General features: G+C 50.5%; 15 protein-coding genes and 1 other RNA gene. All 16 read right to left on the minus strand.

Annotation, left to right across the window (positions count from 1 at the left end):
• Positions 1-253: 253 nt before the first annotated feature.
• The 16 genes from PRECH8_RS02460 to rpoE all read right to left on the minus strand — a co-directional run bounded on the left by PRECH8_RS02460 (position 254) and on the right by rpoE (position 16,391).
• Positions 254-520 carry a pro-sigmaK processing inhibitor BofA family protein gene (locus tag PRECH8_RS02460; protein WP_200965503.1) on the minus strand — a complete coding sequence of 89 codons (267 nt, stop codon included), beginning with the start codon at positions 518-520 and terminating at the stop codon, positions 254-256.
• 218 nt (positions 521-738) lie between these two features.
• Positions 739-1,332: a DUF2508 family protein gene (locus PRECH8_RS02465; RefSeq protein ID WP_200965504.1), complete on the minus strand. Its 594-nt coding sequence runs from the start codon at positions 1,330-1,332 to the stop codon at positions 739-741.
• A gap of 426 nt (positions 1,333-1,758) precedes the next feature.
• Complete coding sequence (locus PRECH8_RS02470; protein WP_308808417.1) at positions 1,759-2,202, minus strand: class I SAM-dependent methyltransferase; 444 nt, start codon at positions 2,200-2,202, stop codon at positions 1,759-1,761.
• A 185-nt stretch (positions 2,203-2,387) separates the two neighbouring features.
• Positions 2,388-2,984, minus strand: a complete 597-nt coding sequence (gene recR, locus PRECH8_RS02475) for a recombination mediator RecR (protein WP_200965506.1) — start codon at positions 2,982-2,984, stop codon at positions 2,388-2,390.
• 141 nt (positions 2,985-3,125) lie between these two features.
• Positions 3,126-3,437, minus strand: coding sequence for a YbaB/EbfC family nucleoid-associated protein (locus PRECH8_RS02480; protein WP_200965602.1), 312 nt, complete (start codon positions 3,435-3,437; stop codon positions 3,126-3,128).
• Positions 3,438-3,502: 65 nt separating this feature from the next.
• Complete coding sequence (dnaX, locus tag PRECH8_RS02485) at positions 3,503-5,257, minus strand: DNA polymerase III subunit gamma/tau (protein WP_200965507.1); 1,755 nt, start codon at positions 5,255-5,257, stop codon at positions 3,503-3,505.
• Between the two features lie 99 nt (positions 5,258-5,356).
• On the minus strand, positions 5,357-6,829 hold the full coding sequence (locus PRECH8_RS02490; RefSeq protein WP_371871167.1) for an ATP-binding protein: 1,473 nt from the start codon (positions 6,827-6,829) through the stop codon (positions 5,357-5,359).
• Positions 6,830-7,460: 631 nt separating this feature from the next.
• Positions 7,461-7,726: signal recognition particle sRNA large type (gene ffs, locus PRECH8_RS02495), an RNA gene on the minus strand.
• Positions 7,727-7,917: 191 nt separating this feature from the next.
• Positions 7,918-8,115: a 50S ribosomal protein L31 gene (gene rpmE / locus PRECH8_RS02500; RefSeq protein ID WP_200965509.1), complete on the minus strand. Its 198-nt coding sequence runs from the start codon at positions 8,113-8,115 to the stop codon at positions 7,918-7,920.
• A gap of 116 nt (positions 8,116-8,231) precedes the next feature.
• The gene (locus PRECH8_RS02505; RefSeq protein ID WP_200965510.1) at positions 8,232-9,530 is read right to left on the minus strand and encodes a radical SAM family protein; all 1,299 of its coding nucleotides are present in this window, start codon (positions 9,528-9,530) and stop codon (positions 8,232-8,234) included.
• A 37-nt stretch (positions 9,531-9,567) separates the two neighbouring features.
• The gene (gene rho, locus PRECH8_RS02510; RefSeq protein WP_200965511.1) at positions 9,568-10,824 is read right to left on the minus strand and encodes a transcription termination factor Rho; all 1,257 of its coding nucleotides are present in this window, start codon (positions 10,822-10,824) and stop codon (positions 9,568-9,570) included.
• 169 nt (positions 10,825-10,993) lie between these two features.
• Complete coding sequence (gene murA, locus PRECH8_RS02515) at positions 10,994-12,247, minus strand: UDP-N-acetylglucosamine 1-carboxyvinyltransferase (protein WP_200965512.1); 1,254 nt, start codon at positions 12,245-12,247, stop codon at positions 10,994-10,996.
• Positions 12,248-12,378: 131 nt separating this feature from the next.
• Positions 12,379-13,233 carry a class II fructose-1,6-bisphosphate aldolase gene (gene fba / locus PRECH8_RS02520; protein ID WP_200965513.1) on the minus strand — a complete coding sequence of 285 codons (855 nt, stop codon included), beginning with the start codon at positions 13,231-13,233 and terminating at the stop codon, positions 12,379-12,381.
• Positions 13,234-13,430: 197 nt separating this feature from the next.
• The gene (locus tag PRECH8_RS02525; RefSeq protein WP_200965514.1) at positions 13,431-13,832 is read right to left on the minus strand and encodes a response regulator; all 402 of its coding nucleotides are present in this window, start codon (positions 13,830-13,832) and stop codon (positions 13,431-13,433) included.
• Between the two features lie 119 nt (positions 13,833-13,951).
• Complete coding sequence (gene pyrG / locus PRECH8_RS02530) at positions 13,952-15,577, minus strand: CTP synthase (protein WP_200965515.1); 1,626 nt, start codon at positions 15,575-15,577, stop codon at positions 13,952-13,954.
• Positions 15,578-15,860: 283 nt separating this feature from the next.
• On the minus strand, positions 15,861-16,391 hold the full coding sequence (gene rpoE / locus PRECH8_RS02535; RefSeq protein WP_200965516.1) for a DNA-directed RNA polymerase subunit delta: 531 nt from the start codon (positions 16,389-16,391) through the stop codon (positions 15,861-15,863).
• Between the last annotated feature and the right edge of the window lie 53 nt (positions 16,392-16,444).

A 16,444-nucleotide genomic window follows, 5' to 3' on the forward strand; every position in this document is an offset into this window, starting at 1 on the left:
CAAGGCGACTTTATTAATATAGCATACTCGAATCTATTTTTGCAACTGGTTTGTTATGGTTTTTAATATTTTCTTTTATCATCATCCTCCAACCTAACTTCATGCCCAAACACAGCGCCGTTCCAACCAGCATCGCCGTAAGATTGCAGCCGCATGATCACATGATTGCAGTGCAGTTTCGCAGGACGAAGGTGTTCCAAAGAACGAGTCGCAGAAATGGCCGTTTCATACCAGCCATTTTCATATATTCGCATTAATTAAACACCAACAACTGCACGCCGTACAGCAGCGCAACCCCGGGGATCCCCAGCAACCCGGCGATCATCACCGTTGGAATATTAATCGGAATCTGTACTTCACCTAAGATTCCCGTGACTTGCACACCATATACGATCAGTCCCGCGATCAATAGATTTGCTGTGAAGCGCAGGAATGTCCCCGCATTCAGATGAGGTCTTAACAAGATATACAGCAGGATTCCAGCTGCTATAATGAATAATGCCCACCAGAAGTTGCTCACACCTGCACCTCCTTCCTATATAAACGCAGCTAATAAGCTGTCAGCGATTAATTCCATCGTATTAAATTATCCATAAACATAGTTGCGGCGGAACTTCCCGCGAGGACGCTGACATAATATCATCTTAATATCAACTGTCATCTGCACCTTTCACCGTTAAACAAGCTCCGATCAGCCGACCGCAGGCCCGCAGAATGAGCGCACAGAATTCGGCTTCATTATTCACCGTTCTTCGCCAGCCTTAACCTATGCATCTGTTTCGCTTCCCTAAGCAGCGATGTGTAACGCTTCTCCGCCGCTATCAAAGAATAGATGGCATAGTCAATCTGATTCGCCTCAACGACCCAATCCAGCTTGCTCTGGGCGTTTTTCCACTGATCCAATGCCTTCTGGCATTCTGCAGTCAGCTGAGCGTATTCTTCTTCGGTCACCGCTCTTAGTTGTTCCCTATGCGAATTCAGCCGCCGATTCTCCGCACTGCTCAGTTCCCCCCGAACCGCCGCCCCAGCAACTGGCCGTTCTATGATCACTTCCTCATCTGAACCGCCTGATTCATCCGCTGTATGATCCATTCTCTCTGCTGCTTCCAATTCAACATCCTCAGCCGCCTCATTGGACAACTTTCCCGCTCCCATCTCAACTGCATCCTCGATCGAATCGATCTCCATCCCTGCCCTCGACTCTGCCGCTGCCTCTTCATCCACTGGTTCATGTACAGGTTCACTCACTGATTCGCGCCCGTCCCCCGCCCTCTGCTCTATGAACCGCCTTATGAGCCTGCTCCCAAGCAATCTCCATTCCCATCTCCGCATGGCAGACTTGTCCCCCTCATGTACACAATTTACTACTAATACATAGTTGGGGACGGGGCAAATTAGAACTATAAAATAAAAACTCAATAACCCAAGGTCATTATTGCTTCCTTATAAAGTTCGTCGCCTGCATCTGAGACGCGTAAAGACCAACTGCAATCTCTAAAATCAACAAAAAAACATGGCTTAGCAGGGGGCCTCAACCCTCGTAAACCATGTTGCCTGCAGCGTCTTAATGGAGCGTGCTCCTCACCGAACATACTTTCCAGCAATATTTACTTTTGCCAAACCAACATATATCGCCAGAACAGCTTCCGCTTCACTTGTGTTCCCGGTATATGCTTATCAGCTAACGAACGAATCTCATCTATTGTCATATAGCGGTCGCGCTGCCCATGCCTTTCCCAAACCTCTCGGGCATGCGGATCATCTTTTTTGAAGCCGGCCGTTTTTGATCAGATTCATGAAGATATTAGGAAGAAAAGCAAACCCCCTCAGCAGATGATCGCTCAGCGTGTTGGCTTTAACAAGATCTAAGATGATGAGTCTGCTGCCTTTTTTGAGTTTGTCCTTGGGAAAGTTCAGCAGCCATTCATAGGGCAGATGGTGTGCAGCCGCACTGGTTACTATGGCATCCAGACTGTTGTCCGCAACGTCCAGATCAAGAACATTGCTGCATATATACTCGATATTAGGGTTCGAATGCAGCACCTTCGCCTTCTCAATCATCTGCTCCGCCAGATCAACGGCGATGACTCGCTGCGCTTTCTGGGCCGCCATGGCTGAGAGCTCTCCTTTTCCGCAGCCGATGTCCAAACATGTTTCCGCATGAACCGGTATGAAAGTCCTCCATACCACTCCCCCGTTCACTGTATCTTAACAACGAATTCCTTCCACTGCCCATCAGACGCTATCCATCTGCCAGCCGTCCATCCGCCCTCACTTCAACATCACTTATCGCCGCTATATAACCATCTAGAATCCAGAGTCCGACAACAGAATGCTCCCTGAGCATCAACCTGCAGTTCCAACATTCGCTCCCGCTACGACTCCCCCTATAACTCGCGACGTCCTTCCAATGCCTTCGATAAGGTCACTTCATCGGCGTACTCAAGATCTCCGCCTACAGGCAGCCCGTGAGCGATGCGCGTTACCTTGATGCCGAAGGGTTTAATCAAACGGGAGAGGTACATCGCCGTCGCTTCCCCTTCGATATTGGGATTCGTTGCGATGATGAGTTCCTGTACCGTCTCATCGGTCAAGCGATTGAGCAGCTCGTTGATCCGGATATCATCTGGACCGATCCCCTCAACCGGCGAGATCGCACCGTGAAGCACATGGTACATCCCTTGGAATTCCTTCGTTCGCTCCATCGCGATGAGATCCTTCGGCTCCTCTACGACGCAGATCGCCGAACGATCCCTGCTCTTATCCTGACAGATGCGGCACGGATCCGTATCCGTGATGTTGCAGCAGATGGAGCAATATTGCAGATTACGTTTAACACTGACTAACGCCTTAGCGAAGTCCATGACATCGTTCTCTTCCATGCGCAGGACATAGAAAGCCAGCCGGCTTGCCGTCTTAGGCCCGATGCCCGGCAGTCTAGAGAAAGCATCGATCAACTTCGCAATCGGTTCTGGATAATACACCTGTCATTCCCCTTTGCTGTCATTAGATCACTCCTAATACAAAGAACAAAGGTTGGCCGCTGTATAGAGCAACCAACCTCACCCGGCTGATCAGGGCTATGTAGCGTGTGTCAAAGTTTGATGCCTGTGCATGATTCAGCCTTAGAATAATCCGGGCAGATTCAAGCCTCCTGTGAAGCGGCCTAAGTCCTGACTTACCAATTCGTCAGCCTTCGCCAGGGCATCGTTCACCGCTGCCATCACCAGGTCTTGCAGCATCTCCACATCATCCGGGTCAACGGCTTCAGGATTAATCGTGATGCCCAGCACTTTCTTATGCCCATTCATGCTGACCGTTACCACACCGCCGCCGGCCGAGCCTTCGACGGTTTTGTTCGCCAGCTCTTCCTGGGCTTTCATCATTTGTTCCTGCATTTTCTTAAATTGTCTCATCATCTGATTCATATTACGCATATTCATCGCTAATCATCCTTTCTGTCAGCTTCATACATTCGCCCTGTCCCCAGTCTAATCCTGCATCATTCATCCTTAATTTTCACCAGATCTTCCCCGAAGAGCTGAATCGCTTCCTTAATCCATTCCTGCTCCTCCGGCTCTTCTTCATGGGTTAATTGCAGGACCTCGGGTCGTGACGTTGCTCTATGATCATCGGCCCGCTCTTGAGCGGCTTGCCAATCATTCCTCATCACAGTTGCGATCGAAAGGGGCTGGCCGAGCACTTCTTGAATGACCTGCTCGATCAGCTGACGATTCGCAGGTTTCTCCGTCGTCTCGCGATGCATCGCACTCTTAAAAGCAAGCAACAGCGAGTCCTTCGCCACGGCCACTGGTTCGCCGTCGATGAGCCATGCATGCACCGTAATCTTCCGATCCTTGACCTGCTGCAGGATCAGCGGCCATTGATCCAGTACTTTGGCCATCGCTGCTTCATCCGCCTGCTCGATGAACATCTGAAGCGCGGCCGCTGACTTGATGCTGCGAGCCGGCTGTTTCCTTGCGGATGCTGCCTCTCGCCGCATTCTGCTCATCATGCCGGGCTGATCCGCAGGCTCCATGGCAGCCGTTCGATTCGCTGCAATCCCTTGTTGACGCAGTGCCGTCACCTCTTGCTGCAGCTTCTGTACAGCGGCTCTCAGCTGATCCAGCTCCTGTTTCCACGGTGCATCGGATATATTCACCGTAGCGGTTCCCGTGTCCGTACATAACTTCAGCACAGCGACTTCCAAGATCGTCTGGGGCTGAACCGCATACTTCAGCTCCACTTGGTAGCGGTTGATCGTCTCGATAATGGCAAAGAGCCTCTCCCGTCCGAAACGTTCGGCCAGCTGACGATGGGCTTCGAGATCATGCAGCCTCTCTTGCAGCGCCATCGTATCCGGGGCCATGAGCGCCATGAGCAAATCCCGGAAATAGAGTAACATATTTTCCAAGCATTTGTCTGCACTCTTGCCATCCTGGATGAAATGATCGACGATTTCGAGCGCCCGGCCGATACTGTGCTCCAGTACCGCCTCAGCAAGTTCCTGAAACTGTTCCTGCGGGATGCCGCCGGTGATAGCCACAGCCGTCTCGTAAGTAACCTGTGAACCCGAGAAGGCCGATACCTGATCCAACAAGCTGAGGGCATCGCGCATGCCGCCGTCGCTTAATCTGGCCAGATAGTGCAGCGCCCGTTCTTCTGCTTCGATTCCTTCTTCAGCGCAGATCATCCGCATGCGTTCGACCTGTTCCGTTAACGGCACGCGGCGAAAATCAAACCTCTGACAACGCGAGATGATCGTCGCAGGCAGTTTGTGGGGCTCGGTGGTAGCGAGGATGAACATCGCATGCTCAGGCGGTTCCTCCAGCGTCTTAAGCAAGGCGTTAAAGGCTTCCGGTGTTAACATATGCACTTCATCGATGATATACACCTTGCGGCGTACTTCAGCTGGTGCATATTTGACCTTGTCGCGGATCTCCCGAATCTCTTCGACGCCGCGGTTGGAAGCCGCGTCGATCTCGACCACGTCCATCACCGCACCTGACTGAATCCGCTGACAAGCCGAGCATTCATTGCACGGCGCATGCTCAAGACCTCTTTCGCAGTTCACCGCCTTCGCCAGAATCTTCGCCGTACTCGTCTTACCAGTTCCGCGGGGGCCGCTGAATAAATATGCATGGGATACCTTGTTTTCCTTCAGTGAATTGTGCAGCGTCTGTGTGATGTGCTGCTGCCCCACGACGTCCTGGAACGTCTGCGGCCGCCAAGCACGATACAATGCCACTCTGTTCAAGCCCCTCACCCCTCGTTGGTTAACACACTCCCTCCATTATACTATAACGATTCTGGGGGGTAAACGACGCCGCCCTGCCGCCTCTTGCCTGAGATGCTATCAGCCTTGGGCAGGCAGGGTAATCGTAAAAGTCGTGCCATAACCTTTGCTTCGCACCCTGATGTATCCCCCCATATCATGAATAATCCGCTGACAGACGGCCAGTCCCAACCCCGTGCCGTTTTCCTTGGTCGTGAAGAACGGATCGAAGATTTTGTCCATGATATAGTTCGGGATTCCAGGACCCGTATCTTGAATATCCACGTGAATCTGACGATCCTTTCCCACCCGCTCTATGATCGTCAGCACGCCCGTGCCTTCCATGGATTCTATGGCGTTCTTAGAAATATTGAGAAACACCTGTTTTAACAGTTCACTGTCTGCAATCACCAATGGAAGTGCCGGTTCATGGATGTATCGCACAGTGATCCCGTAGAGATTGGCTTCACTTTCGATGATTGGAAGGATATTGCGGATCGTACCGGCAACCGAGGTCGGACGATAGCGCACATCTTTGGGTTTGCTGAGCAGCAGAAATTCATTGACCAGCTCATTGATGCGGTCGATTTCGTTCTTCATGATCGTCAGATAGCCGACTTCGCGATCGAGTTTCTGGTTCTCGAGCGCCGATTGCAAGAGCTGTATGAATCCTCGGAGAGAGGTGAGGGGATTGCGGATCTCATGAGCTGTTCCTGCGGCAATCTGACCGATCATTGCTAAGCGGTCGCTGCGGTGCAGCTGCGCTTCCAACGAGCGCAAATTCGAAACGTCCTTCATGATCACATAAGCACCTACGATATCCTCTGATTCATCTTTCAGCACATTGGAATCGATGAGCAGATCATACCCCTGATGAGCGTTGTGCCAATGGACCGCTCGATTGCGCACGACCACTCCCTGCAGCAAGGATGGATGCACTAATCGGCTTTCCACCGGAACCGCTTCGAATAATTCATCGATGGTTTTGTTCAATATACAATCTCGGCGATGTCCAAGGATTGAACAAGCCATATCACTGATTTCAACCAGTCGTCCATATGGATCGAACAGCATGACCCCCAGATTCACATTCCGCAGGAAAGAATCTGAAAATTGCTGCAGCAGTGTCCGATGTTTCTTCTTGTTCAGGTGAGGCAAGTACAGCATGCTCATCTCAACGGATTCATCGGCGATGATGCGGGAGATAAACGCCTCCGAGACGATCCAATCGCCGTTTTTAGCCTTCACCTCGATCTTCGGCAAGGAGTTGGTTTCACGAATATGAGTCTTACAATGGAGATAGAAATCCTCCAATGAAGTGAAACCCCGCAAGATATCTGTATAAGTTCTCCCTTGAAGTTCCATTGCTGTATATCCCATCGCTTGCATGAAAGTTGTCGATAACCTGGAGATCTTGCCCTCTTCGTCGATTAAAACAATAGAACTGCTCGGGTAACATCCGATAAAATGAAACAAGGACTGTAAAGATAATGGAATCTTTAAATCCATAGAAGACAACAAATTTTTCACCTCACACCCATGACAGTTCAACATAGTTTTGGTACTTTTTTCCGTATTATTCATTCAACATATGTATAACAACTCCTGCAATCCATTACAAAAACAGTCCATCAGACCCATTTCTAGGACGTATTTTAAGCAAAATGGGGTTAAAAATAGGGAGTATTGCCGATAGGAAAATTGTCGACAATATAAGGGTTTGTTCAAAAAGTCGGTCCAAAAGTCAGTAAAAAAAATCAGTACTGTGGACGCCCCTTTACGTGTGTATGAACATGCAAACGAGCAGATCCGGTGCTTGAGACGTCAGGTGAATGAGTCGGCAGGCGCATGAAAGGCGAGAAATGTTTTAGCGTGGTAATGATGCGAATCGGTGTGTGAGACAACAAGGATTGTTGTCTCAGAGTACGTGGAGGGGAGATTAATGTGCGAAACGACAGTTCTTGTTGACTCAACTGCGTAAGACGCAGGAAATACAAGTGAAACGACACTTTCTGTTGACTCAACTGCGCCGAGGCAGGAAGACAGTGCGAGACGACAGATTCTGTTGGCTCAGATCACATACAGATAAGCGGAATATATACACAAAGGGCTGTCCTTCAGTCAGTCATCGCCGACTTACTGGACAGCCCCGTAATTCGTACATGATATGATATGAAATAATAAACCGTGCACCTGCCATTGATCATAGAGCCCAAGCTTTTCCCCCGCACTCAGCTCAGATCAGGCACCCCTTCGGCACATGAAACATCTTACTTACGGCTGCTTCCTTCCGGACCTGACCGGGTTCGTAAGCATTCATTGCGAAGGACCCGACCGTCAACACTGGGTAACGGGAGCTAGTCCTCATACTCTATGACCGCTGACAGGAATTCGACCCCGCTGCAGCGGATTGCGGGTTACAGGGCACCGCTACCTCCCCGTCTAGCACGGCATGACTTAGTATATCAAATATCCGGCCTTGATATCAACCTCGTTTGTCCTGGAAACAGCACCAGATCTTCCTGTACAGCGTCCAACAAACGCATTTGTTCATGGAGCGCACCAAAAAAAGACACCTTCTCTGATCATCATGTGATCCGAGAAGGTGCCTATATACTTGTTGTATACATGGAAATGCTGGATTATAGTCCGTATTTTTTCTTGAACTTTTCGACACGACCGCCGGCATCGACGAACTTCTGCTTACCCGTGAAGAATGGGTGGCATACAGAGCAGATCTCCACACGAAGATTTTCTTTCACCGAGCCGGTTTCAAATGTATTCCCGCATGCGCAAGTGACCGTCGTCACGTGGTAGGTAGGATGAATTCCCTGTTTCATCGATCGTTCACCTCTTTCCGCCCTGAACTCTTAGAGCTCAGAGTAAAATTGACACATGAGAAGATTATAGCACGCTCGCCCGGTCGTTGCAACCGTCGATTCCGCTGAGCCGCAGTCTAATTGGGACTGCGTCCGAGTTCTTCCAACTGGCTGTGTGCGATATGAGCGCGGTTCCTGCCCGACGGCGGAATATGTGTATAGGAGCCGATCACTACATCGGGCAGTTCCTGGCGCATATACTCGATCGCTTGTTGCATGCCCAGCATCTCGCTTCGTGCCGGAGGGATGAGATTCAGGTAACTTTCCGGATCGATGTTCAGATTGCGAAGCTGGATCATCTTCAGTTCCGTTCGTCTCGCAAACTCGATCATCGCCTCCACTTCCTCTTCGCGATCCGTCACGCCGGGGAAGATCAGATAGTTGATGGAGGTGTATACCCCTTGCGACGATGCATACTTTAATGATCGCTCAACATGCTGCAAGGTATACCCCCGCGGCTGATAATAGGCATTGTAATGATCATCCAGAGCACTGATCGTGCTTACCCGCATCAGATCCAATCCGGCATCAACGATCATGCGGATCTGATCAGTAAGTCCTGCATTCGAGTTCATGTTGATATAGCCTTGATCCGTCTTCGCCCGGACGCGGCGAATCGCTTCGATGATCATAGGAAACTGGGTCGATGGTTCGCCTTCACAGCCCTGTCCGAAACTGATGATCCGATCCGGCGCCGTCAGATGTTCTAACATGATCTCCACGACCTCGTCAACCGTAGGTCTAAAGTTCATCCTGGTCTGGGGCGCGACGAATCCTCTGTCCTCCGGTTGATCCGAGATGCAGCCGAAGCAGCCGGCGTTGCAGGAGTAGGATACGGGGACGCCGCCTTCCAATCGCTGCAGGAAGGTGTTGGATGCGGTAAGGCACTCATACTCCAAGGCACATTTCGTAAGATGCTGATATAAGCGATTGTTCGGATAGCGGGTATTCAATAGCTCTACCTGCCGCTCCAACTGATCCACATCGCAGTTCTGCGGATCCCAGGGCTCGGGATCATCGGTCTGCTCGGCAGCAACATAGAATCCGCCTTCATGCCACACGACCGCCGTATAACCGAAGATCGGCAATGCTTGATCATCGCTCTTCACATAGCCGGGTAAGAGCAGCCTTGTGTATCCCTGCGGCAGAAGCGCTCCCACAGCGGTATACTCTCCGTCCATGCGGAACATCTCACCCGTCTTTGGATCCATGCCAATCGGCCTTGTACAGGGCATGGATACAAGCACAGCGCCGGACGGCAGGGGGATCAGTTCCTCCGGCAGAATCTCGGTGACCACATCACCGTTTCTTCCCAGCCCATACCATTCATCATGGTTGTAGACGTTACCGTCCTTATCCGCATATACTAGATACATTTGATATTCTCCTTATTATGCTCCTGCATTGCAGTGGTTATTTTCTGTCCTTCTCTTGATCCAGCAGCTCTAAGAACTCTGCATTGGTCTTCGTCTCGCTGATCTTCTTAATGAATTGCTCGAAACACTCGACGGAATCGTTCATCGACTTGCGAATCATCCACACTTTATCCAGCACATCCTTCGGCAAGAGCATCTCCTCCCGCCGCGTACCGGAGCGCCGGATATCGATCGCCGGGAAGATTCTGCGCTCTGCCAGCTTGCGGTCCAGATGCAGCTCCATGTTGCCCGTTCCCTTGAATTCCTCATAGATCACATCGTCCATCCGCGATCCCGTATCGATCAGGGCCGTAGCGAGAATCGTCAGGCTGCCGCCCTCTTCGACGTTCCGCGCCGATCCGAAGAAGCGCTTCGGACGATGGAAAGCTGCCGGATCGATCCCGCCGGACAGCGTTCTGCCTGATGGCGGAATCACGAGGTTATAAGCTCTTGCCAGCCGCGTGATGCTGTCGAGGAGGATGACCACATCCCTCTTATGCTCTACCAATCGCAATGCCCGCTGCAAGACTAGCTCCGCTACCTTGATATGATTCTCCGGCAATTCATCGAAGGTAGAAGCCACAACTTCGCCCTTCACCGAGCGCTGCATATCCGTGACTTCCTCAGGACGCTCGTCGATCAACAGCACGAACAACTCGATATCCGGATAGTTATGTGAGATGCTGTTGGCGATCTCCTTAAGCAGCAATGTCTTACCCGCCTTAGGAGGAGCTACGATCAGACCGCGCTGCCCAAGACCAACCGGCGTCATAAGATCCATGATACGCGTAGCCAGATTATCAGGGGCTGTTTCAAGAACGAGTTTGTCCTGAGGATAAAGGGGAGTTAATGCAGGAAAATGAAGGCGCTCCGCCGCTGTTTCAGGTTTCTCACCGTTCACCGCATCGACATGCAGGAGACCAAAATATCGTTCATTCTCCTTCGGCGCCCGGCATTTGCCGGATACCATATCACCAGGGCGAAGATCGAATTTGCGGATCTGTGAAGCGGATATATAGATATCTTCCGTGCTTGGCAGATAATTAATCGGCCTTAAGAATCCATACCCTTCCGGCAAGATGTCCAATACGCCTTGCATGAACATCAAACCGCTTTCTTCCGCCTGTGCACGCAATATTGCGAAGATCAATTCCTTCTTCTTCAACTGACCATAGTAAGGAATTTGATATTTTTTGGCTAAGTTGTACAGCTCGGTCAGTTTCAACTGCTCCAACTCAGCTAATTGTAGGTCCATGCTTCAATCATCACCAATCCATGTACTGTGATTTGCTATTTCCCTAATATTCAGGATAATAACAGGGAACCATATGCAGAGAGACAGCCCATGCTAAGATGGGCTCTCTTATTCTATTATGCTTATTCAAGCGGTTTCTTTAAACCTCAATTCTACTCTTCTGAACCAACTATTCTTCTTCACGCCATACTTCAGCGCCTAAACGCTGCAAATTCTCAACGAGATGATCATATCCTCGGTCTATATACTCTACTCCTGTGATCTCAGTTAATCCGGTAGGAACAGTAAGGGCTGCAACCACCAAGCTGGCTCCAGCTCGCAGATCCGTCGCTCGCACGCGGGCCGCGTTCAGCTGCGACCCTTCGACGATCGCCGTCCTTCCTTCAACGCGGATCTTCGCTCCCATGCGCTGCAGTTCCGGAACATGTTTGAACCGGTTGTTGAACACATGATCGGTCATGATGCTGGTACCTCTTGCTTGTGTCATAAGGCTGGTCATAGGGGATTGCAAATCTGCGGGAAAACCGGGGTATACAAGCGCTTTAACATCAACGCTCTCATAGGTTGGCTGGCCAACCACACGTATGCTTTCATCCATCTCATATACATGAACTCCCATCTCTTGAAGCTTGGCTGTCACGGCTTCAAGATGCTTCGGGATGACATTTTCGATCGTTATATCGCCGCGTGTAGCAGCTGCTATAATCATATAAGTGCCTGCCTGGATCCGGTCCGGGATGATCGAATGCCGGCATCCGCGCAGTTCCTCAGCACCTTCGATGCGGATCGTCTCCGTTCCGGCACCTTTGATCTTCACCCCCATCGAGCTTAACAAGGTGGCTACATCGATGATCTCCGGCTCCTTCGCCGCATTCTCGATAATGGTTACACCCTTTGCCCGTGAGGCGGCTAACATGATGTTGATCGTCGCCCCTACGCTGACGACATCCAGATAGATCTTCGCACCGCGAAGTTCTTTGGCTTTAAGATGAATACATCCTTGTTCATTGCGCACCTCGGCGCCCAATGCTTCGAAACCCTTGATATGTTGATCAATCGGACGCGGTTCAAAGTTGCATCCGCCGGGCATGCCGACAACAGCTTCTCCAAAACGGCCAAGAAGCACGCCCATCAGATAATAGGAAGCTCGAATCTTGTTCACATGGCCGTTAGGCATCGGTTTAGGCTGCAAGTTCGTCGGATCGATGGTCATCTTGTCCCCGACCCAATCTACTTTAGCGCCTAACTCCTCCAGGATCTCAGCATAGATCGCTACATCGCTTAATCGCGGCAGGTTCTCCAAGGTCACTGGAGAGTCTGCCAGCAGAGCAGCAGGTATGAGTGCGATTGCACTGTTCTTCGCACCGCTCATCTGAACGGAACCCCGCAGAGGTCGTCCACCCGCGATAATCAACTTTTTCATTCCGGTCTCCACCTAACTTATGTATGTTACGGATACGATGCTCAACTTATATAGGAAATATGGACATGGGAAAGCCATTCCTGTGCGGTATGGTTTTCCCATGTCGTCTATCTATCCTGTTAAAGTGAAGCTTAAGCTTGATTCTCGCTGCCGAACAGCTTGATCTTCGCTTTGACCACTTCGATCATCGCGTCTCTCGCAGGGCCCAGATATTTCCTCGGATCGATGACTTTCTCATCCTTGCTCAAGACTTCACGGATCGTTTGCGTAGCAGCAACTTGGTTCTCCGTGTTCACGTTAATCTTGCCTACGCCGCATTGAATCGCTTTGCGGATCGCTTCATCCGGAACCCCGGATCCGCCGTGCAGAACGATCGGTACCGGCACCTTGCTGGCCACTTCTTCGATGATATCGAAGCGGATATTCGGCTCGCCGGAGTACATGCCGTGCGCTGTGCCAACCGCAATCGCCAGTGCGTCCACACCAGTCTCTTCATAGAAACGAATCGCCTCTTCCGGCTTAGCCAATGTTGCGTCCGCCTCATCGACGCTGAGGTCATCCTCGACACCGCCGATCGTCCCCAGTTCACCTTCGACAGATACGCCCATCGCATGAGCTGCCTTGACGATCTCTCTCGTCAGGCGGATGTTCTCCTCTAGCGGATAGTGGGAACCATCGAACATCACCGAGGAGAATCCTGCGCGGATACAAGCCATCGCTACTTCGAAGCTGCTGCCATGGTCCAGATGCAGCGCAATCGGCAGCCCCGACTTCTTCGCAGCGGCTTCGGCGATCGCTACGGTAAACTCGATCCCCATGTACTTCAGCGCACCTTCACTCACCCCATATATAAAAGGCGAATTCAGTTCCATCGCGGCTTCCACGATCGCTTGCGCGAACTCGAGGTTGTTCATGTTAAATTGGCCTACTGCAAACTTCTTTTCTTTCGCTTTGGGAAGAAATTCATTCATGGATACTAAAGGCATAAAGTTTCCTCCGTTCTCCTACTAGGTTTACTGACACATTATAACACAACGTTATAAAAAAAACACTCAGGGGCATCACATGTCCCAAGGCAGATTTTGCATCGACTCAGAAGAAATTGTGACAGGCCCTCCCGAGGAAAAAAGCTCCTGAAAGGAGCTTTTGCTAGAGGTTATGCGATTAGACATTCACTGTGCGTTTAACCTGACATGCGACGCTTAGCAGACTCAGAAGGATCATGATGGAGCAGCTTGTTCACAGCGATGCGGAGTTCATCGATATCGAACGGCTTCGTAAAATGTGCCAGAGCCCCTAGCTCCATGGCTTCCTTGATCATATCCAATTCCCCGTAAGCGGTCATCATGATCACTTTGATCTCCGTATCGATCTTGCGGATCTGCTTCAAGATCTCCAAGCCGTCCATGCCGGGGATCTTCATATCCAACAACACGAGGTCCGGCTGTTTGTCCTTAACGATCTCCAGCGCCAGCCTGCCGTTGGAAGCCTGGAATGTCTCATATCCTTCGCTGTTGAACACTTCCATTAATAATACTCGGATTCCATTCTGGTCATCGACGATCAATAACTTCTTCTGAGCCATGCTTCCATCTCCCCCAGATTCAACTTCCGTTCATTTTTTTCAAGTTATATCATTCGTCACCAGAAGTTGTTTTCCTTCCGAGAATAGTAAATTAAGTTTCGCCGTCGTTTTCGCGCTTATTACATGACTGTGCTTGCCATCTGTTTCATATATTCAAAAACAGCCTTGACATATTCACGGAACAACGGCTGCGGTCGATTCGGCCGGGAGGTGAATTCGGGATGGAATTGAACGGCCAGGAACCACGGATGATCCGGCACCTCGATCATCTCCACGAGACGTCCATCCGGGGAAGTTCCTGTGATCCGAAGCCCATTCTTCTCTAATATCTCTCGATACTCATTGTTAAATTCGTACCGATGACGATGGCGTTCATAGACCAATTCATCTTGGTACGCTTGCATGGCCAGCGAACCTTCCACGATCTTGCACGGATACAATCCGAGGCGCATCGTGCCGCCGAGATCTTCAACCTCTTTCTGCTCCGGCAACAGATCGATCACCGGGTACGGCGTCGATGGATTAATCTCCGAACTGTTGGCATCTTTCAATCCAACAACAGAACGAGCGAACTCGATGACGGCCATCTGCATGCCCAGACAGATCCCGAAGAACGGGATACGCTGTTCGCGGGCATAGCGAATCGCTGAGATCTTGCCTTCGATGCCGCGATCGCCGAAACCGCCCGGCACGAGGATGCCGTGCACGCCTTTGAACAATTCCGCCGCATTCTCATCGGTAACGGATTCCGCATTAACCCAGCGGATCTTGACATCTACGTTATTGGCGATGCCGGCATGCTCCAGCGATTCCACGATGCTTAAGTAAGCATCATGGAGCTCAACATACTTGCCGACAATAGCGACTTCCGTTTGCTCCTTCGGCTGCTTGACTTTGTTTACGATCTCTTCCCACTCGGTCATATCCGCTGCCGGTTTGCCGCCGAGATTGAGATAGTTCACAACAAAATCATCCAAACCTTGGTCGCGGAGCATCAATGGAACTTCATACAGCGTCTCCGCATCGCGGCATTCGATGACCGCCTCCGGATCGATATCGCAGAACAGCGCAAGCTTCCGCTTCAGATCCTCGCTCAGCGCCTGTTCTGTACGGCAGACGATCACCGTCGGCTGGATCCCGATGCTCCGCAATTCCTTGACGCTGTGCTGCGTAGGCTTGGTTTTCATCTCTCCGGATGCTTTGATGTACGGGATCAATGTCACATGGATATACATGACATTCTCTCTGCCGATATCGCTCTTGATCTGCCGGATCGCTTCCAAGAAAGGCAGGCTCTCGATATCCCCTACGGTGCCGCCGATCTCCGTGATCACTACGTCGGACTGCGCTTCTTTGCCGGCACGGAAGACGCGCTCCTTGATCTCATTGGTGATATGAGGGATGACCTGAACGGTCGCTCCTAAGTATTCGCCGCGGCGCTCCTTGCTGATGACAGAAGAGTAGATCTTGCCGGTGGTGACATTGCTGTTCTTAGTCAGGTTAATATCGATGAAGCGCTCGTAGTGGCCCAGATCAAGGTCTGTCTCAGCTCCATCGTCGGTTACGAATACTTCGCCGTGTTGATAAGGACTCATCGTCCCTGGATCCACGTTGATGTATGGATCGAATTTTTGAATCGTGACTTTCAATCCCCTGTTTTTGAGCAGCCTGCCTAACGACGCTGCCGTGATGCCCTTTCCTAATCCGGAGACAACCCCGCCTGTTACAAAAATATACTTCGTCAACTTCAATACCCTCCAGTCATCATCGATGGTGCTCCATTAGCTTAATTATGAGTCAAAACAGGTGCAGACCTTACAAAGATCGAGCGGTCTAAGTCAAATAAAAAACAAAAAAAGTGTCCCTGTTAGGGGGCACTTTTTACTTATTCTAAACATATTCACGCTAAAAACATCATTCATCTCTTAAAGCCCATGCAATAGTTTACCTTGTGTCCATGGACAATGTCAAGCAATGACTTCATATGATCGATGTCCGTCTCTGTATGCTAATCATCAGCCGGAATGATCAGTCATCCACGGAATCAAAGTCCTCATCGATCTCGTCGAGCTCTTCATCAAAATCTTCTTCCTCACCCAAATCTTCATCGAGATCATCGAGCTCCTCGTCAAGCTCTTCGTCCTCATCGAACACGTCGTCATCTACGGAATCAAAGTCTTCATCATCGGACAAGAAATCCTCATCCTGTTCCTCTTCAAATAGTTCATCATCGATATCTTCATCATCGTCATCATTGATAATGCGCGGACGTGAGCCGCTGGCCAGATCATCCTGCTTATCAATGGGATACCAGCGTTTCAATCCCCATAGATTATTGCCTACACAAGCGAAACGGCCATCAATATTGATCTCCGTGTACAGCTGGGCGATGACCTCCATAACCTCTTCATCGGAGATTCCTTTGATCTTAGCGATCTCCTGCATGAGATCCCGGTAGTAAAACGGGGTGTTCGCGGCTTTCAAAATCTCAAAAGCCAGGTCTACCATCGGCATTTCCTTCGCGCGTTCCTCGGAAATCTTAAGCGTATATTGGCTCATGTCGTGCACTTCCCTTCAACAGCTTTATCCTTATATACACAGGTTAACACAAC

This window comes from Insulibacter thermoxylanivorax, assembly GCF_015472005.1.
Classification (GTDB): Bacteria; Bacillota; Bacilli; order Paenibacillales; family DA-C8; genus Insulibacter; species Insulibacter thermoxylanivorax.